Below are 20838 nucleotides of genomic sequence, written 5' to 3' on the forward strand. Positions count from 1 at the left end.
TTGGCGAGCATCAACAGGTTGATTCTGCACTGGTGATGGCACTGAGTGATGACAAAGGCAATCAGCGACTGGTGGCCTATGTTAAGCCCAGCAGTGAGTTGACGGATGAGACGCAGCAGGCACTGGTAGCCTCGGTGCAAAGTCAGTTAAGTGAGTCGCTGGCCGAGTATATGGTGCCATCGAATTTCGTGCTACTTAACGAATGGCCGCAAACGCCAAACGGCAAAATTGACCGTAAAGCGCTGCCGGTACCGAAAAGCTTGGGCTATGAAGTTGCATACCTGTCCCCGGTTACTGAGCAGGAGCAGGCGCTGGCAGCGCTGTGTGCAGAGCTGTTAAATCTTGAACTTGCGGACGTCAGCATGGCGGCCAACTTCTTCGAATTAGGCGGTCACTCTCTGATGGTGATGGAGCTGGTCAGCCGATTGAAAAAGCAAGGCTGGCGCACCTCGGTACAGGCGTTGTTTAATGCCCGGGTGCTGGGCGAGATGGCCAAAACCATCACAGACGCCACCCATCACAGCGAACCTGAATTGCCGCAAAATGGCATCCCGGCACACTGTACCCAGATAACGCCGGATATGGTGACGCTGGCCTCGGTGACACAGAGCGAGCTGGATTCGCTGAGTGAGCGTATTCCGGGTGGGGCCGCTAATATTACGGATATTTATCCGCTGGCCCCTCTGCAGGAAAGCATATTCCTGGTCCACAGTGCGACGGAAAAATCCGACCCTTACGTCACCACCATCACGCTGGAATTTGACAGCGAAACTCAGATCGACCGTTTTGTTGCGCGCTTTAATCAGATCATTGCACGCTACGACGTGCTACGCACTATGGTGGCCTGGCGCGAGTGTCAAGCCCCTTTACAGGTGGTGCTGCGTCATTGTGAGCTGTTACCAAGCTGGCTGTCGTTTTCTGGCCATACGGATGCCCGGGAAAAACTCGATGCCTATGTGGCCGAGGGCATACATCGTATGGATCTGGAGCTTGCGCCGCTAGTTCAGCTGGAACTGGCTCATGATCCAAAAACGAATAAATACTGCGGGGTGCTCAAGGAGCACCATATCCTGCTCGACCATATCTCTGTTGAAATGATCATGGCTGAGCTGGCGATGGGTGAGCAAACTTTCGCTCAGCTGCCTGATGCCTTACCTTACCGACAGTTTATTGCCCAGACGCTGCACAATGTGGCGCACCTGGATAGCCGCAAATACTTTACCAATCAGCTCGGTGATATTGAGACGCCGTGTCATCCGTTTGGGCTGGACAGCACCCAGGCCGACGAGCTGCACTGCAACGAGTTGCATGTTGAGCTGAGTCAGCAACAATCTTCGCAGATCCGCAGCCAGATGCAGCAGCGTGGTATGAGTCCGGCGGCATTTTTCCATCTGGCCTGGGCCATGGTGGTGTCGGCGTGTAGTCAGAGCCGGGATGTGGTATTTGGTACTGTGTTGTCGGGCCGCATGAGTGGCCAGCAGGGCATTGAGCAGATGATGGGGATGATGATCAACACCCTGCCACTGCGTGTTAATCTGACCGATGAAGCGGCGGATACTTTATTGCAGCAGGTCGATCAGGCCCTGCTCGGGTTGATGCCGTATGAACAGGCGTCGCTAACCGAAGCGCAAGCATGCAGTGGTGTTGGTACACAAACGCCTTTATTCAGTGCCATTTTCAATTATCGTCACTCCCGTCTGGCAGAAGCGCCAGCGCAGGGGAGCGCACAGGCCATCGCTGCTAAAGAGCGCACTAACTATCCGTTTAATTTATGTGTGGATGACTGGGGAAGGGATTTCTCGTTCAATCTGCAAGTTGACCGCTCGGTCGACATCAACGCAATAGGCGAGTATGTAACGTGCGCCATTGAACAGTTGCTGCGTGCGTTGCATGACGAGTCTGACACTCCTGTGGCAAAACTCAGTGTGCTGAGCGAGGCGCAACAAGATGCGCTGCTGCGCGCGAATGTAGCACACGCCATCGACACAGACACAACGAGCAGCATTCAGGCACGGTTTGAACGTCAGGCGGCCAGAGTTGGCGAGCGCACCGCACTGGTATATCAGCAAGAATCATTGACTTATCGCGAATTGAACGCACGGGCCAATGCCCTTGCACACTATCTTATTGAAGTACACGATATCCGCCCGGATACCCTGGTAGGCCTATGCGTGGGTCGCGGTGTCAACATGATTGTGGGCATACTGGCGATTCTTAAAGCCGGTGGGGCGTATGTGCCGCTTGATCCAAATTATCCGCAGGAGCGTCTCGATTTTATCTGTCAGGATGCGGGCGTGGCGCTGGTGCTGGGCGAAGATCAGGTGGCCGATGCGCTGGCACTTCAAGACACGCCCATTATTGACCTGAATAAGCTGGTATTAGCGGGTTACAGCACGGATAACGTGCAGTTAACGACGCATACATCGGATAATCTGGCCTATGTGATTTACACCTCGGGCTCCACGGGTAAACCAAAAGGGGTGTTGCAAACGCACCGCAATGTCGGTCGCCTGTTTGATGTGACTCAGAGCGATTTTAATTTTAATGAAGACGATTGCTGGTGTGTGTTCCACTCCTTTGCCTTCGACTTTAGTGTCTGGGAGATCTGGGGTGCCCTGCTGTTTGGTGGCAAACTGCTGATGCCAAGCCTGGATGAAGTCAAGGACAGCCAGTTGTTTGTGGCTTTGTGTCAGCGCCATAAACTGACTATTCTCAACCAGACGCCAAGCGCCTTTAAACAACTTACCGACTATCTGGTGACGGCAGGGGAGGCGCAGCCCTCGCTACGCTGCATCGTATTTGGTGGTGAAGGGTTGACGCCAAGTCATGTTAGCCAGTGGTGGACGCACTTTGCACAGCAGCCAACTGAGCTCATTAACATGTATGGGATCACAGAAACCACAGTGCATGTGACCTATAAACGGTTAGAAGCCAATGCGCCGATCAATATTGGCAGACCGCTGCGCGACCAGCACATTGTACTGCTCGATGATGCATTGAAGCTGGTACCTGATGGGTGCGCAGGTGAAATCTATGTCGGTGGTGCAGGTCTCGCCCTGGGCTACCTTAACCGCGAAGCACTCAGTGCCGAGCGATTTATTGACAATCCATTCGACAGGGAGCGTTATCCCTGGCTCGGGGAGCGTTTGTATCGTGCCGGTGACCTGGCCCGTTATGACGAAAACGGCGAGCTACATTATCTGGGTCGTCAGGACGATCAGGTTAAAATTCGCGGTCACCGTATTGAGCTGGGCGAAGTGGAAAATCGCATTGCTGAGCTGGCCATGGTTGACTCTGCTTTGGTGCAGGCTATGCCTCTGGCGGATGACACGTTGCAACTGGTCGCCTATGTAAAAGGCGCAGATGCCAACATCGATGAGACCTGGCTGAGCCAATTAAAAACCGCGCTTGGTGAGCAGTTACCAGCCTATATGTTACCGGGCGCTATTGTCACTGTGACTCAGTGGCCGCTGACAGCCAATGGGAAAGTCGACAGACGTGCGCTGCCTGCGCCGGACGCCGGACAGGGTGAGCAAACCTATGTTGCGCCGCGCAATGACACTGAATACACCCTGGTTGGGATCTGGGCTGACTTGCTTAAACTGGAGCATGGTCAGGTCAGCGTTGAAGCGAATTTCTTCGAGCTGGGCGGACATTCTTTGTTGCTGATGAAACTGCTGGCCGGGATCCGAATTCAGCTGCAATGCGAACTGAGTGTTAAGGATATATTCGCCGCAACGACCATCGCACAGCAGGCCGAGCGCGTTGCGCAGCAAACTGATGCGGTGGTGCAGCCTCCAATCGTGGCGCAGCCGCGTGAGGACAATGCGCACCTACCACTGTCGTTTGCTCAGCAACGCTTGTGGTTTATCGACAAACTCAATGGCAGCAGTGCTGAGTACAACATGCCGGTGGCCTTTGATGTGGATGGCACCTTAGACCTGGATGCGGCAGAGGCTGCGTTAAACAGCCTGGTTGCGCGTCACGAAGCGTTGCGCACTGTGTATCTGGAGCAGGATGCCGAGCCGGTTCAGCTGATCCGCAAAGAGGCGCAGCTGACACTGACGTTGCACGACTTAAGCGAGCTGAGCGAGCATGGCAAAACGGTTCGGCTTAACCAGTTGCTGAGCGAAGATGCGCTGACGCCATTTAAGCTGGATAGCGACCTGATGCTGCGTGCTCAGTATATTCTGCTCAATTATGCCGATCAGGGCGAGGCCCAGCGTGGTGTGCTGGCGTTCAATATGCACCACATCGCCTCGGATGGCTGGTCCGTGGAGTTGATGTCCAATGAGTTTATGGCGCTCTATGAAGCGGCTGTTTCAGGCTCCGATGCAGCGCTGCCACCTTTGGCCATCCAGTATGCCGACTATGCACTCTGGCAGCGTGAGTGGCTAAACAATCAGCAAGGTGGCGCCCAAGCACTGGAAACGCAGCTTAATTACTGGCGCGACACTTTGAGCGATGCACCGGCCGTACATGGCCTGCAACTGGATAAACCGCGCCCGGAAGAAAAAGCATTCAGTGCCAAAGGCTTCACCAGCTTGTTGCCGGGTACGCTGAGTCAGGGGCTGAAAGGCTTTGCCGAAGCGGCCCGAGTGACGCCATTTATGCTGGTACACAGCGCACTGGCTTATGTGCTGTCGCGCCACAGTAATCAGCACGACATTGTGATTGGTACGCCGGTGGCGAATCGTGCCCAGCCAGAAGTGGCTGGCCTCATCGGCTATTTTGCCAATACCCTGGTGCTGAGAGTCAGCACCCGCCATCATAGTTTGGGCGATTACCTTGAGCATGTTAAAGAGGCGCACATTGGTGCCCAGTCGCATCAGGGTGTGCCGTTTGAGCAGCTGGTCGATGCCCTGCAAATTCCGCGCTCTACTGCCTACAGCCCGGTATTCCAGGTCATGCTGACCACCAACTCGGAATTTGCGTTGGCAGACAAGCCTGAGCAGGGATTGGCTGCGCTGGCGTTTACGCCAAGGCTGCCAGAGGCTTGTACCACCAAGTTCGACATAGAAATAAACATTGATCTGGACGATGCCGGGCTGACCGTTAACTGGTTGTACGATGCAGGCCTGTTTAGTGAACAGCACATTGCCGCGCTCGACCAACATTTGCAGGGTGTGCTCAGATATCTGGCACGCCTCACTCAGGCGCAGCTGGCCAATCCGCTCGATACACTGCCACTGCTGTCGGAGCAGGAGCGTTATGAGCAGCTGCACAAATGGAATGACACTGCGCGTGATTACGCCCGCCAGAGGTGTGTTCATGAGCTGTTTGAGCAACAGGTTGCCCGCGCACCTCAGGCGACGGCACTACGCTTTGGTGCGCAGACCATGAGTTATGAAACGCTCAACAGCAAAGCCAATCAGCTGGCTCACTATTTGCGCAGCGAACATGGCGTCGGAGCGGATTCACTGGTCGGCCTGTGTGTGGAGCGCTCATTTGAAATGGTTATCGGGATCTGGGGCATTCTTAAAGCCGGTGGGGCTTATGTACCGCTGGATCCGGAGCTGCCCAGCGCCAGACTGGCATACATTGTTGAAGATGCCAATGCTGCTGTGGTGCTCAGCACCCAAGAGGTTGCCGGGCGTGTTGCGCTGGGCGAAGCCCGAGTTGTTGAGCTGGATGGTTTTGACTATGGTGCTCACAGCGATACGAACATTGCAGTGAGCGAGATTGGTCTCAGCGCCCGCAATCTGGCTTATACCATTTACACCTCGGGCTCAACGGGGATGCCAAAGGGCGTATTACTTGAGCACCAGGCGCTGCATAACCGCATCGACTGGATGGACAAAGAGTATGGCTGTGGAGCCCACGACAAGATATTGCAAAAAACGCCATACAGTTTTGATGTGTCGGTGTGGGAGTTTGTCTGGCCTATGCTCAAAGGCGCTGAGTTGGTAATTGCCAGACCTGGCGGTCACAAAGATCCGGATTACCTGAGTGACCTGATCGTCGAAGCAGGCATTACTAAGCTGCATTTTGTGCCCTCTATGCTGGGTGTCATGCTGGAGCATGGCAACCTGAGTCGTTGTACTTCAATTAAACAAGTATTCTGTAGTGGCGAAGCATTGCAAATAAGCCATGTTGAGCAGTTCCGGACCGTGTTGCCTTGCGCGCAGCTGCACAATCTTTATGGTCCAACTGAAGCGGCCATCGACGTCAGCTACTGGGATTGTTCACAGCCTTATGGCAGCAGTGTGCCCATTGGCCAGCCAATCCAGAATATCCAGCTCTACGTGCTGGATGACGGACTCAATCTGTTACCTCAGGGGGCCTGTGGCGAGTTACACATAGGCGGAGAGGGTCTGGCACGCGGCTATCACAATCGCGCAGAGCTGACCGAAGAGCGCTTTATTGTTAACCCATTCTATGATGACAGCGAAGAGTGCAGCAGCGAACGCCTCTATAAAACAGGCGATCTGGTGCGTTATCGCAATGACGGCGTCATCGAGTACATGGGCCGTATTGATCATCAGGTGAAAATTCGCGGGCTGCGTATCGAATTGGGCGAAATTGAGTATCACATCGGCGAGCATGATGAAGTGGACTCCGCACTGGTGATGGCGCTTGATGACACCCAAGGTAATCAACATCTGGTGGCCTACGTGAAGCCACATACATTGGGCGATGAAGCATCTCAACAGGTATTGATCGACTCCATCAGGTCGCAACTGAGTGAGTCACTGGTCGAGTATATGATCCCAGCCAGTTTTGTATTGCTGGATGAATGGCCGCAAACCCCGAACGGCAAAATTGACCGCAAAGCCTTGCCTGCCCCGGAGCATGCCGGGTTGGGCGGCGAGTATAGTGCGCCACAAACCGAGACAGAGCAGGCATTGGTGGCCATCTGGTCTCAGGTGCTGGGTCTGGATGAAGGGCAAGTCAGTACTCAGGCAAGCTTCTTCTCCGTGGGCGGACAGTCGCTGCTGGTGATCAAGTTGATGAAGGACATTGAAAGCCACTTTGACTGCACGCTTACCATCAAACAGTTATTTAAGTACACCTCAGTGGCTGAGCAAGCCGGGCAGATTGACGAACTGCTGGCCGCTAAAGCACTAAAAGCTAAGTTAGAACAATCAGATAATGTAGAAAGGATTGTGTTTTAATGAAACCGCAACAGTTAGTTAGTCTGCTTCAGGACAAGTTGATTTTGGTGAGTGTCTCTGACGGGTCGCTCGTAGTCGAAGCTGAAAAGGGCGCAGTCACCGCAGAGATAGCGCAACTGATCAGAGAGAATAAAACACAATTGCTGGCTTATTTGAGTGACAGCGAAGCCCAGCCCAAACGCGAGGCCGTTACGCCGCGTACTGAGCAATATCAGACCTTAGCACCGCTGTCGTTTTCACAGCGCCGTTTATGGTTTATCGATCAGCTACAACAGGGCTCGGCACAATATAATATGCCAGCCCTGATGACGGTTACCGGAGAGCTGGATCTGGCGGTGGCCGAGCGTGCCTGTCAGGCCATTATCCGCCGTCATGAAATACTGCGCACAGTGGTGGTTGATGGTGAAAACGGTGCCCGGCAGCATATTCGTGACGAGGTGACGTTTGCTATCGCCCACAGCGATTTGACCACGCTGGAAGCAAGTGCTCGTTCGGCGCAGCTCGAAGCCCTGATTGATGAGGAGCTGAACACGCCATTCGACCTGACCCAGGATGTGATGATGCGGGCACGTTATATTTTGCTGGCAAACCCTGATACTGCGCAGCAACAAGGGGTGTTGCTGTTCAATATGCATCATATTGCCTCTGATGGTTGGTCGATAGAGTTACTCAGTCAGGAGTTTTTGACTTTATATCGCGCGTTTGCCCAAGGCGAGCCGAACCCCTTGCCTGAGCTGGCGATTCAGTACGCTGATTATGCGCTGTGGCAGCAAACCTGGTTGCAGGAAAACGTACTGGAAGCCCAGTTGGCATACTGGCAGGAAACGTTAGCCGATGCGCCCTCGGTCCATAGCCTGCCGCTGAAACAACCGCGCCCGGAAGAAAAGCAAAGTGCTGCCGGGTGTCAGAGTTTCAGTCTTAACAGTACGCTAAGCCAACAGCTCACGGCTGCGGCGCAGCGTAACGAAATGTCGCCCTTTATGCTGGTCCACAGTGCGCTGAGCTGGGTGCTGGCACAACACAGTAATCAGCAGGATATTCTGATTGGTACACCGGTTGCCAACCGATTGCAAAGTGAGCTGGAGCCGCTGATCGGCTTTTTCGTCAATAATTTGGTACTCAGAACTCAAACACAACATGCCACGCTCGGTGACTATTTTGCTCATGTACGCGACGTGCATCACAATGCGCAGGCCAATCAGGATGTACCGTTTGAGCAACTGGTCGAGCGCCTGAATGTCGAGCGCAGCCTGTCGCACGATCCGCTGTTTCAGATCATGTTGTCGATGGACAGTGACTTTGGTGTCAGCGAGCAGGCCGATGCTGGACTGGACGGACTGCGCTTTGCGCAATATGAGCGCGAGATAGTGTCGCTGAAGTACGACATAGATATCGATATTACCCCACAAGGAGAGGGCTACACACTACGTTGGACCTACGACCTGGCGTTGTTTGATGCCGACTATATTGCAACTCTGAATCGTCATCTTATCCGCGCACTGCAACTGTTCAGCGGCAATCCTGCCAATAAGGCATTAGCTCAATTAACCCTGATGGATGAGCAGGAGCAACAGGCATATCTTGCAGAGCTGTGTGGTCCGAGCGTGGCTTTGCCATCTACCCCGGTGCACCAGCTCATTGAAACACGCGCCGCACAATGTGACGCGCGTATTGCCGTCAAGAGTCATGAGGGCACACTGAGTTATCAGCAGTTGAACGAGCGCGCTAACCAGCTGGCCCATTATTTACGGGCCGAGCATCAGGTCGGTCCGGATACTTTGGTGGGCTTGTGTGTGGATCGCTCGCTGGAAATGATGGTGGCGGTGCTGGCTATCCTTAAAGCCGGTGGTGCCTACGTGCCGCTGGACCCGGATTACCCGCAGGAGCGTCTGGCATATATGGTCGAAGACACCGGCCTGTCTGTGGTGCTGACCCAACAAAAAGTTGCTGGGATCCTGAGCGATTTTAACGTCACGCCAGTGCTGCTGGATGATGCCAGCCAGTTTGCAGGCTACCCAATCAGTAACCCGGATGTGACCTTAAGCCCGGATAACCTGGCCTATGTGATGTACACCTCGGGCTCAACTGGTAACCCGAAGGGTGTGATGATAAGCCATCATAACCTGATCAACTTTGCCGCCAACTGCGAGCAGCGCTACGAAATCACCGAAGCCGACAACGTATTGCAGTTCTCGACTATGAACTTCGATATTTTCGTCGAAGAATGGCTGGCAACGCTGACTCAGGGCGCTACTTTGGTGCTGCGCGATGAAGACGTGTCGCTGAGCCGCGAGGCTTTTATCGCTTTTTGTGACAGCCATGCCATCAGCGTGGCCAGCTTACCCACGGCGTTCTGGCATATGCTGGCGCTGAGCAAAGCGGAGCTTGAGTCTCTGGCACTGCGACTGGTGATTGTTGGCGGTGAAGCACTGGATAAACAATCGGTGGCCTCGCTCAAACCGGGTTTTGTGCTGCTTAATACCTATGGTCCGACCGAGACTACCGTCACCGCATCGGGCTACGCTATCAGCGGCGGTTACGATGCGCCCCGCGCGGTGCCCATCGGCCGCGCCAACGTCAATACCGCGACTCTGGTGCTCAGCGAGCAACTGACCTTATGCCCGCCGGGTGTGGTCGGTGAGCTGTACATCAGTGGTCAGTGTCTGGCCAGTGGCTATCTGCACCAACCGGCGCTGACGGCCGAGCGTTTTATTGATAACCCCTATTTTGACCCGGCTAACCCGGCGTTGAGCGCCCGTTTATACAAAACCGGTGACCTGGTGCGTATGGGCGTGGATGGTGAGATTGAGTTTGTCGGACGCAGCGATGATCAGGTCAAGATCCGTGGTTTCCGGGTTGAGTTGGGCGAGATTGAAACCCAGCTGATGAGCCATGAACGGGTGGAGTCTGCGGTGGTACTGGCCGAAGCTGGTACTCTTGATGGTACGAACAGGGGCGTAAAGGTACTGCGTGCTTTTGTGAAGACCGAGAGCGAGCAGGCCAACGACTTAATTGACGCGCTGCAACAGCATCTGAGCGGCAACCTGCCGGATTACATGGTGCCCTCGGCTTACAGTTTTGTGGCGCAGTGGCCGCTGACCGCTAACGGCAAGCTGGACAAGCGCGCATTGCTGGCCCTGCCGGCAAAAACGGTGGAGCAGCCTTATCAGGCACCGCAAACCGACGCCGAAAAAATGGTGGTCGAGATTGTCGCCTCCCTGTTGTCGCTCGACGTCGATAAGGTGGGTGTCCACGCTAATTTCTTCGCGCTGGGCGGCCACTCATTGCTGATTATGCAGCTGGTCAGTCAGCTGCGGGCACGTCAGTATCAGGCTGATGTGCAGGCCCTGTTCAGGGCACACACGCTACAGGACATGGCACGCCAGGTTCGGGCACTTGGGAATGAGGAACTAAGTCGTGTGCCCGCCAATTTAATTCCGGCGGATTGTAGCAAAATCACCCCGGAGATGGTGACGCTCACCGAGCTGGATGAACAACAGCTTGCTGATATTGCGGCAACCGTTCCCGGTGGCATGGCCAATATTCAGGACATCTACCCGCTGGCACCTTTGCAAGAAGGCGTGCTGTTTGTACACACCATGAGTGAAGGGCAGGACCCCTATGTTACCAGCACCACCTTTGAGTTCGACAGCCGCGAGTCCCTTGAGCGCTTTAAGTGGGCACTGAATACGCTGATTGCCCGTCACGATGTGCTGCGCACCGCCATTCTGTGGCGCAACCGCACCACTGCACTTCAGGTGGTACAGCGTGAGGTAGAGCTGCCTGTGACTGAGCTGGACTTCAGTGGGGAAGTGGATGTCCGGGCCGCGTTCAGTGCCCATGTGGCTGAACAGCCACTGTGGATTGAACTGGAAAGCGCGCCGCTTTTACAACTGAGCGTGTGTGAAGACGCCGCGCAGGGTAAGCATTATGCGCTGTTGTGCGAGCATCACCTGATCTCAGATCACGTGTCGCTGGAAATTCTGGTCCATGAATTAACGGCGCTGCTGAATGGCAATCAAGCCAGCCTGGGTGAGCCTGTGCCGTACCGGGAATTTGTCGGCCGCACCCTGGCACGCACCGCGAGTCTGGATACCGAAACCTTCTTCACTCAGATGCTGGGGGACGTTAGCGAACCCACTCTGCCTTATGGTCTGACGGATGTACTGAATGACGGCTCCGGCATTGAAACCGTGCATGTCACGCTGGATAACGCGCAGGCGCAGCGTATTCGCCGCCTGACCCGGCAGTATCACAGCAGCCCGGCAGCGTTGTTCCACCTAGTGTGGGCCAAAGTGCTGGGCGTGTGTAGCGGCCAGTCGGAGGTTGTGTTCGGTACTGTGTTATCGGGCCGCATGAGCGACGATGGCCTGAGCAGCCAGCTGATGGGCATGATGATCAACACCCTGCCGTTGCGGGTGTCGCTGAGTGAGCAAGATGCGATGAGCCTGCTGGCGCAAATTAATGACGACCTGCGTGCACTGATGCCCTACGAGCAGGTGTCACTGGCCGAGGCGCAGCGTTGTAGCGGCGTAAGCGGTCAGCTGCCCCTGTTCAGCGCGATGCTGAACTATCGTCATTCGGCAACAGAAGAGTCACAGCTGGAGCAGGAGGCCGGATTCAAGGTGATTGCCAGTGAAGAGCGCACCAACTATCCGTTTAACCTCTCGGTGGATGATTTCGGTGATGGCTTTGGCTTTGAACTTCAGGTGGACAAACGTGCCCCGGCGGCACGCATTGCACAGTATCTGCAAGTGACCCTGACTCAGGTGCTGGATTTACTGGACAGCCAGAGCAGCACAGCGGTGCAGAGCCTGTGTGTGCTGGATGAGACCGAGCGTACGCAACAATTGCATAACTGGAACGACACGGCGCTGGATTATCCGCGCGAGCTGTGTATCCACGAGTTGTTTGAGCAGCAGGCGGCGGCCGCGCCAGAACAGATTGCCCTACGCTTTGGCGAGCAAACCCTGAGCTATGGCGAGCTGAACGCCAGAGCCAACCAGCTGGCCCATTATCTGCGGGCAGAGCACAACGTTGGACCGGATGCGTTAGTGGGCTTGTGTGTAGAGCGCTCGCTGGAAATGGTGATTGGCATTTGGGGTATTCTCAAAGCCGGTGGCGCTTATGTGCCGCTGGACCCGGAGCTGCCGCCGGCACGTTTGAGCTATCTGGTTGAAGATGCCAATGCGGCTGTGGTACTTAGCACAGCAGAGGTTGCCGGACGAGTGAGCCTTGGCGAAGCAAGCGTCACGCGACTGGATGAGTTTGATTTTAGCGCTTATCCGGATACCAATATTGCCTTGAGCGATATCGGTCTTAATGCTCGCAACCTGGCCTATACCATTTACACTTCGGGTTCCACCGGGCTGCCAAAAGGCGTACTGGTTGAGCATCAGGCGCTACACAATCGCATCGACTGGATGGACAACGAATACGGCTGTGGCCCGGACGACCGAATTTTGCAAAAGACCCCTTACAGTTTCGATGTCTCCGTATGGGAATTCGTCTGGCCGATGCTCAAAGGGGCCGAATTAGTCATAGCAAAACCTGGCGGTCATAAAGAGCCGGAATACCTCAGCGAGTTGATCGTGGCGGCGGGGATCACCAAGTTGCACTTTGTGCCCTCTATGCTGGGGGTAATGCTGGAGCATGGCAACCTTGAGCGCTGCACCTCCATCAATCAGGTGTTCTGTAGTGGTGAAGCGCTGCAAATAAGCCACGTTGAACAGTTCAGAGCCTGTTTGCCAGGAGCACAACTGCATAATCTGTATGGACCCACTGAGGCGGCAATCGACGTCAGTTACTGGGATTGCAGCCAGCCACATGGCAGCAGCGTGCCGATTGGTAAACCCATTCAGAATATCCAGCTGGTGATTTTGGATGAGGCCCTTAATCTGCTGCCACAAGGTGCCTGTGGTGAGCTGCACATTGGCGGTGAAGGTCTGGCGCGCGGCTATCATAACCGGCCTGAGCTGACGGCCAAGCGGTTTATTGATAATCCGTTTGATACATTGCCAAGCTCGCGACTCTATAAAACCGGCGATCTGGTGCGTTTTCGTGATGATGGCAGCATAGAATATATGGGTCGGATGGACCATCAGGTGAAAATTCGCGGCCTGCGTATTGAGCTGGGCGAAATCGAATACCACATTGGTGAGCATCATGAGGTGGATTCGGCACTGGTGATGGCACTGAGTGATGCACAGGGCAACCAGCGCCTGGTGGCCTACGTTAAACCGCTCACCGAGCAGTCAGATCAAACATTGATTGAGTCGATTGTCACTGAGCTGAGCCAGTCACTGGCGCAGTACATGATCCCGGCCAGCTTTGTACTGATTGACGAATGGCCACAGACTCCTAACGGTAAAATTGACCGCAAGGCGCTGCCTGAGCCCGAGCAAGCCGATTTAAGCCGCGATTATGTGCCACCACAGAGCGATACCGAGCGCACATTGGCGGCAATCTGGGCCGATGTCCTTAATTTGCCTGTTGAGCAAATAAGCCGCGAAGCCAACTTCTTTACGCTGGGCGGCCATTCCTTATTGGTCATGCAGCTGTTGTCACGGGTTAAACAGCTGGGTTATCAGTGCCAGGCGCAAGCCTTGTTTAAGGCAGGCCGTTTGAGTGCGATGGCCGCGCATCTGGATGCACAACCTCAGGTTGAGTTTACATTCAATGTGCCGCCAAACCGCATTCCCGAACAGGCCAGCACCATCACACCTGAGATGTTGCCGCTGATTAAACTGGCTCAGGACGAGATCGATGCCATGCTTGCAAAAGTGCCGGGTGGTGCTGCGAACGTGCAGGATATGTATCCGCTGGCGCCGCTTCAGGAAGGGGTGCTGTTTGTGCACACGCTGAATCAGCAGCACGACCCCTACGTCAGCACTATGGCGTTTGAGCTGGCAGATAGCGCGCAACTGGCACAGCTCATCGATGAGCTGAACTTTGTGATTAAGCGCCATGATGTGCTGCGCACCGCGATTTTATGGCGCGGCCATGCACAGGCGGTGCAGGTGGTGCTGCGTGACGCGCAGCTGCCGGTGTCTGAGCTGCCACTCAAACACGCACAGATAAAAGCCCAGTTTGAAGACTATGTGGCCAACGCCGCCCACGGCTTTGAGCTGGAGTCGGCACCGCTGATCCAACTGATGGTGTCACCGCAGGATGAACAGGGCAAAGTCTACGCGTTACTTAAATTCCATCACCTGATCACCGACCATGTTTCTCTGGAAATTTTACTCTCTGAGCTGAGCGCACCGAATAAAGCTCAGTTGCCTGCGCCTCTGCCTTATCGCGACTTTATAGCCCGTTCAATGGCGCAAAGCGCTGAGCTGGACACAGCAGCGTTTTTCACTGAGCTGCTTGGCGACATTGATACGCCCACCTTGCCATTTGGTTTATCTCAGGTGACCGGAGATGGCAATGCTGTGGCTGAATATAGCACCGAGCTGGGCATGGAGCTGTCACAGCAGATCCGCGCGCTGGCCAGACGTTTGCAATGCAGCCCGGCGGCGCTGTTCCATCTGGCCTGGGCACAGGTGCTAAGCGCCTGCACCGGCCGCGATGAGGTGGTCTTTGGTACTGTGATGTCGGGGCGGATGAACGCAATGCCTGGCATAGAGCGCATGATGGGAATGCTGATCAATACCTTGCCACTACGCGTGACATTAGCTCAGCAAAGTGCCGAGGTTGCGCTGGGCGAGGTCAACGCGGCGCTGCAAGCGTTACTGCCTTACGAGCAAGTGTCGCTGGCCGAAGCGCAAAGCCACAGCGGCCTGAGTGGCAACACGCCTTTGTTCAGTGCCATTCTCAACTATCGCCATACCGCACACGATGCAAGCGCCGAGGCCGGTGGTGAAGGCACTGCCAGGCTGTTGAGTACCCGCGAACGCACTAATTATCCGTTTGACCTGTCGGTCAATGACCTGGGTGAGCAGGCCAGCTTTACACTGGATTTTCAGATTGAACAAAGCGTGGAGGCAAGCCGCATTGCCGCTTTGATGGACACAGCGCTCAATGCGCTGGTCGCGGCACTTACCAGCGACAGCAGCCAGCCAGTGGCGACTCTGGCGGTCTTACCTGCGGCTGAATTGGCACAGCAAAACGCATGGCAAAGTGAGCAGGCCAGCTATCCGCCTTTGTCTTGTATTCATGAATTATTTGAGTTGCAGGCGGCGACAACCCCTGAAAATATTGCGGTGCAGCTTAATGCGCAGGCGCTCAGTTATGGCCAGCTGAACAAGCGAGCCAACCAGCTGGCGCGTTATCTGCGTGAAGAGTATCAGGTTGGCACCGGCACCTTAGTGGGCTTGTGTATTGGCCGCTCACTGGATCTGCTGGTTACGACTTTGGCCATTTTAAAAGCCGGTGGTGCGTATGTGCCGCTGGACCCGGCGTACCCTGAGTCTCGTCTGGCATATATGCTTGAAGATACACAGCTAACCGTGATCCTGACCGAGCAGGTGCAGCAGCAGGCACTGGCGTTTAGTTCGGTGGATAAAGTCGTGTTGGATGGTGACGATGCCCCTTGGTCGACGCTCGATACCTCAGATTTACCCCGTGCTGCAGGGTTAACGGCCCAGTCGCTGGCCTACGTGATTTACACCTCGGGCTCGACCGGCACACCAAAAGGCGTGATGACACCACACCGGGCCGTGAATCGCCTGGTGTGTGAGCCGAATTTTATGACAGTCAGCAGCGAGACCGTGTTCCTGCAAAGTGCCAATGTTGCGTTTGATGCTGCCACATTGGAGATCTGGGGACCGCTGCTCAACGGCGGGCGCTGTGTGCTGTATCCCGAGGCTTATCTCTCGCTGGAAGGGATCAACAAAGTGCTGAGAACGCAAGGGATCACCGCCATGTGGCTGACTTCCGGCTTGTTTAGCGAATGGAGCAAGCGCTGCGGCACATTAACCGGCGATGCATTGGCACTGCAAACTGTGCTGGCCGGGGGCGATGTACTTAACCCGCAGGCTGTTACAGCGGTGCAGGCAGCGCTGCCTGAGGTGACTGTGGTCAACGGGTATGGTCCGACTGAAAATACCACCTTTACCGCCTGCTATCCGATACCCCCAGACAGGGACATCAGCGCCGGTGTGCCCATTGGTCGGGGTGTTCAGGGCGATAAGATCCTGATCCTCAGTCCGCAGGGACGACTGTTGCCAGGCGGTGTGGCGGGGGAGCTGTGCGTAGGTGACGATGGCCTGGCGCTGGGGTATCTGAACCAGCCGCAGCTGAGTAACGAGCGTTTTATTGCCAATCCGTATGTTACTCAGCCGGGGCAGGCAACGCGGCTGTACCGAACCGGCGATCTGGTGCGCTTTGGCCCGGATGGCTTGTTAGAGTATATCGGGCGGATGGACGACCAAATTAAGATCCGGGGCTTTCGGGTCGAGCTGGGCGAGATTGAAACTGCGCTTAACGCGGACGCGCGGGTAGCCCAGTCACTGGTTACGGTGGATAAAGCCCGCGGCCTGATTGTGGCGTACGTTGAGCCTCAATCAGGGTTGTCTGCAAGCGAGTTAACAACGCAGTTAAGGGCCAGCCTGACTGCCAGTCTGCCTCCTTATATGGTGCCGTCGGCCTGGCAGCTGATCGACGCCTGGCCGCTCACTGCCAATGGCAAAATTGACAGAAAAGCTTTGCCCGAAGTGGAACTTACGGGCATGACAGAGCAATATGTCGCGCCGCAAACAGCGCTTGAACAGCAACTGGTTACCGTGATTGCAAGCCTGCTGGAGGTTGAGCCCGACACCATCAGTATGTCGGCCAACTTTTTCGATTTGGGCGGGCATTCGTTGCTGATGATGCGACTGATGAGCGAAATTAAGGTGCACTGGCAGATTGAGCTGAGTGTGGCCCAGGTCTTTGAATGTCAGTATCTGAGCCAGGTGGCAGAGCTTATCCATAGCGAAATGGCTTTGCAGTCTGCTTTTGACGACAGTGACATTGATGAAGACGAAGAAGTGCTAGAGATCTGAGCCCATAAAAGCAACCCGACTGCCTGTTCCCCCGGGTTGCTTTTAATTTTTACATTATTGTGAATTTTCTATGTTTTAAGCTGCGATTAACCTGCCAGCCCTATCCTGATACGGGTGTTTAGCCAATGCCGAGTGTCACCTTTTTGTCATATTTAACCTTTATCGTCGAATTGTTTTTTAGATTATGATTTTAAAGCGCTTTTTAGGGGGTGGATATACAGTGTGAAGTAAATGACAAAGCTGTCATTGAGCTTACAAAATTAAACAATTGTGCACACTTGGCAACCTTGGCGAAGGTAATAAACATGTTAATATGCGCACGTAAAAGATATGGGTAGACACGAATTAACAACACCGTCTGGTACTGCCTTAGGTTTGGCCGGATGATGCTTATAACTTGCTTCAGGCCTCACAGTGCCTGACAGAATGACTTTTTATTGTATGGATTTACGGAGATGATTATGAAGAACGTCAACAAAGGATTAGGGCTGGTAGTTTTGCTGGGTTTATCAGCGGCCCTGACAGGTTGTGGTGAGGGTAGTGACGAGCTGGATGAGCAGCTAAGCCATGATGCAAAAATGTCTTTTGTTAACTCACTGGACTATATGGCCGATTTTCACGCCAAAAAAAGGTCTATCAGTTCAGGTTACAGCGGTTTGTTCGACAGTGGCAGTGTAGTGTCGGCAGATGTACCTGCCATGGAAGTTGGCAAGACCTACAGCTACAACTACAAAGCCATCAATAATATGATCAACCTGGGCGTTAAAGACAGCAACAGCGGTGAAAAACAAGACCGTATGAACACCACGCTCAAAGATGGCGCTAACCTGTGGGTAATTGCCTGGGAATCAAGCGGCGATCGTGCCTTGTCTGTGATAAGCAAAAAGCAGGAAAACAAGGCCGATGTCTTCAATGTACGCCTGTTTGCTAATGGCAGCTACGACGTTATGGTGGGTGAAGATAAAGTGACCACCACAGAAAAAGGCCAGGTTACGGGCTATTATTCGGTGAGCAGCTGTGCCGAAGGGCTTAAAGTTGGCGGCAATGCCATTGACCTGTGTAACGGCGACTTTGGTAAATCTTACCTGCTTGTGGTTGATGCCAATGGAAAGCGTGTAATGGCCGCAGAGTAACAGCAAAAACGCGCGGTGAGCTAAGCCACCGCGCATGTTAATCATTTTAATCTTGTTTAATTAAGCAAGTTTACCTTTTACCAGCGGCTGAGATGCCAGTATCTTATGGTCGATACTGAATTTACCTGCACCATGGGCCGCCAGCGCCAGGAAACCACCCGCCATCGCGACATTTTTGAAGAACATAATAAACTGCATCTGATCTGCCAGGTCGAAGTGGAACAGCAGCGCGCTGACCAGGCTGAATCCGGCAAAGGCAATCGCCGTCAGGCGTGTCAGCAAGCCACCCAGGATCATCAGGCCACCGATCAGCTCAAACGCAATCACCAGTGGCAGCAGCTCTCCCGGCAAACCGCTAGAGGCCATATACTGGGCGTTGCCCTCAAAGTATTGAATTTTGTTCATTGCAGCCAGAATAAAAATGGCTGACAGGCCAACGCGTGCCAGCAGCGCTGCAAAATGAGACAAAGACGTGTTTTGGTCGAATAGTTGAATTAATTTAGTCATTACCGTTTCCTCAAGTTTGTAATATCAAAGCCAGGGCTTGCGGGAAACGCCCTTAGTTGTTTTCCCCTCAGCCGATATGAAACAGTATAAATTCGTTTTTAGATTTTAAAATTTCTAAAAATAGCGTCTTTTGTTCTATAAAAAAGAATTTTACCTTGCTGTTTGTTGAGTAAGTGGACTGCACCCTCCAATTACTCCATATGGTAGGAAAGGCGCCAATATACGGTATACCTTGGCAAACAGTATAATAATGTGTGGTTTAAAGTTTAGGTTGAGCGGCTTGACTGACTACCAGCTATAGGCTGTAAAGTTTACATTATAGTTTCTTATAATTATAAAAATAGTGCTCCATTTGATTTTCCATTCTTTTTACAATTGGGCTATTACATTGATAAGTTTTCATGAATTTTCGAGAGCTGGATTGAATGTCAGAAATCGTTATTCTTGAAGCGTTGTTTCCTGAAAAAAACGTATCTAATAGTTGTGCTGCACCATCATCTGAATCCCCTAATCCAACTTTCTTAAATATCTGAGCAAAGCGGTGATTAACCAAAAAGTACTCAACTTTATCTGGGTGCTTGACACTGTATTGATAAGCACCGTAGCCATTCCGGTAAACGGTTTCACTGGTTGTTGTTTTTTTAAACTGTACAGGCTTGGTATCCATGCATGTTTTGAACATAAAAGGGTAATCGAGTAAGTAGATGGAAAACAGCGGAGAGATTAAACTGGCCGCTTTAAGCTCGTTGATGATATCTTCCCGATAGTTAGTTCTATTACCTCCTAGTGCACTGAAGCCATCGATTAACGCACCCATAGCACTTAGTGTTTGACCCATATTTTTAAGATAGGGATAAATAAAATTGTAATCAATTTCTTTGGCTTTTTTCCAGTTCCCGCTATAAATCGCGTTGAAATAATCACTTGCAGCCAGGTTGGAAAAAGGCATTATCTCAGCTCGTTTTTCGGTAACCGCTCGATTTATTGATAGTTGGCCTGACGAAGTTTCCTTACTATGCCAAACGTATTTGCTGGTAAATGCCTCAAGCTCATGAAAGTAAGAAAGCTCTCTGACCTCTTTAGTCAGTGTTTTATTGAGCTTTTGATACAACTGATGCCGATGCTGTGCGCGTGTTGTTCTTAAATCGTTAAAGGCTTCTAGTAAATAGAGATCTTGAAAGGCTGAAGAGGCACGCCTTTCAAACTGTACACTGGCTTCCAAAGCATCAATAAGTCGTCTGTTCTCAACAACTTCAGTATCGTAAGCTAGGCGGTATTTCTCGATAATTAGTTGTTGCAATTCACTTTTCTTAGACTCTACTTCCATAGCCAATTTATTCTGGCTGCTCATTGCCAGCTTACTAATGATAGTATTATAGTGTGACGGAAAGCCTAGAAGTGTATCGTAGCCATCCAACCCTTGCTGTACAGCTATTAGCTCAAGCAGCAGTGGTATTGCATAACGTTGGATATATTGTTTCTCCAACGTCTTTAGTTGATTTTTTTGCTCAGAGCTCAGTAAGCGATAACGCCGAGATTGCTTAAAGCTCATTGCATTGGATATATCTTTCAACTTGCGGGGCGCAGTATTTAGAGGCCTAAGAACCTGATTATAAAACCTATCATTTTTAAGAAAACGAGAGGCTTGTTTGTCGCCGCTTTTGGCGGCTTTTTGGTACCACTCGCGTGCGCGTGACTCGTCAACCGACATTCCTTTACCGGCAGAGTAACACTTGGCAACTTCAAGCTGGGCCTTTACATAGTTTTGGTTTGCTGCCTTTTCATAGTACTTACAAGCTCTAGTTATATCTTGTTTTACACCTTTTCCACTTTCAAGTAGTGAGGCAAGGCGATATTGAGCTTCGGCATCTCCAAGCAGTGCCGCTTGTTCCAACCAATATGCTGCTTTGCTATAGTCTCTCTTTTTTCCGTCGGTGTCTTCCATGTAATGCTCAGCGAGTAATAACTGGGATAGGACATCACCACTCTCTGCTTGCTTTATTAAGTACTTGGTTGAGAGTCCTGCAATAGCATCCGACGACATAAGCATAAAGTTAATAACCACTATCATGCTAGTGTAAATATGTTTAACCATTT

5 protein-coding genes (1 of these 5 cut by a window edge) are annotated in these 20838 nt (G+C 52.9%); 3 read left to right on the forward strand and 2 right to left on the reverse strand.

The features are described from left to right. The 3 genes from TW77_RS11550 to TW77_RS11565 form a co-directional block, all read left to right on the forward strand. Nucleotides 1-7115 carry the 3' portion of a non-ribosomal peptide synthetase gene (locus TW77_RS11550; RefSeq protein WP_046005135.1) on the forward strand. 2893 nt of this gene lie to the left of the window's left edge, so the window shows 7115 of its 10008 coding nt (coding positions 2894-10008); its start codon lies beyond the left edge, outside the window; its stop codon occupies nt 7113-7115. Then, a complete protein-coding gene (locus TW77_RS11555) occupies nt 7115-17101 on the forward strand; it encodes a non-ribosomal peptide synthetase (RefSeq protein WP_052713157.1) in 9987 nt (3328 codons plus the stop codon). The genes TW77_RS11550 and TW77_RS11555 overlap by 1 nt, the downstream gene beginning before the upstream one ends. 461 nt (nt 17102-17562) lie before the next feature. Then, nucleotides 17563-18234 (forward strand): hypothetical protein, encoded by a 672-nt coding sequence (locus TW77_RS11565; RefSeq protein ID WP_046005136.1) that lies wholly within the window; start codon nt 17563-17565, stop codon nt 18232-18234. A 60-nt stretch (nt 18235-18294) separates the two neighbouring features. Here TW77_RS11565 and TW77_RS11570 read toward each other — a convergent pair whose 3' ends face one another. After that, on the reverse strand, nt 18295-18741 hold the full coding sequence (locus tag TW77_RS11570; protein WP_046005137.1) for a DoxX family protein: 447 nt from the start codon (nt 18739-18741) through the stop codon (nt 18295-18297). 316 nt (nt 18742-19057) lie between these two features. Further along, a complete protein-coding gene (locus TW77_RS24265) occupies nt 19058-20836 on the reverse strand; it encodes a tetratricopeptide repeat protein (protein WP_052713158.1) in 1779 nt (592 codons plus the stop codon). Between the last annotated feature and the right edge of the window lie 2 nt (nt 20837-20838).

It is taken from the genome of Pseudoalteromonas rubra (genome assembly GCF_000967655.1).
Taxonomy (GTDB): domain Bacteria; phylum Pseudomonadota; class Gammaproteobacteria; order Enterobacterales; family Alteromonadaceae; genus Pseudoalteromonas; species Pseudoalteromonas rubra_A.

Coding starts and splice junctions, on each gene's coding strand:
- TW77_RS11555 (WP_052713157.1), top strand. CDS start 7,115: ATGAAACCGCAACAGTTAGTTAGTCTGCTTCAGGACAAGTTGATTTTG.
- TW77_RS11565 (WP_046005136.1), top strand. CDS start 17,563: ATGAAGAACGTCAACAAAGGATTAGGGCTGGTAGTTTTGCTGGGTTTA.
- TW77_RS11570 (WP_046005137.1), bottom strand. CDS start 18,741: ATGACTAAATTAATTCAACTATTCGACCAAAACACGTCTTTGTCTCAT.
- TW77_RS24265 (WP_052713158.1), bottom strand. CDS start 20,836: ATGGTTAAACATATTTACACTAGCATGATAGTGGTTATTAACTTTATG.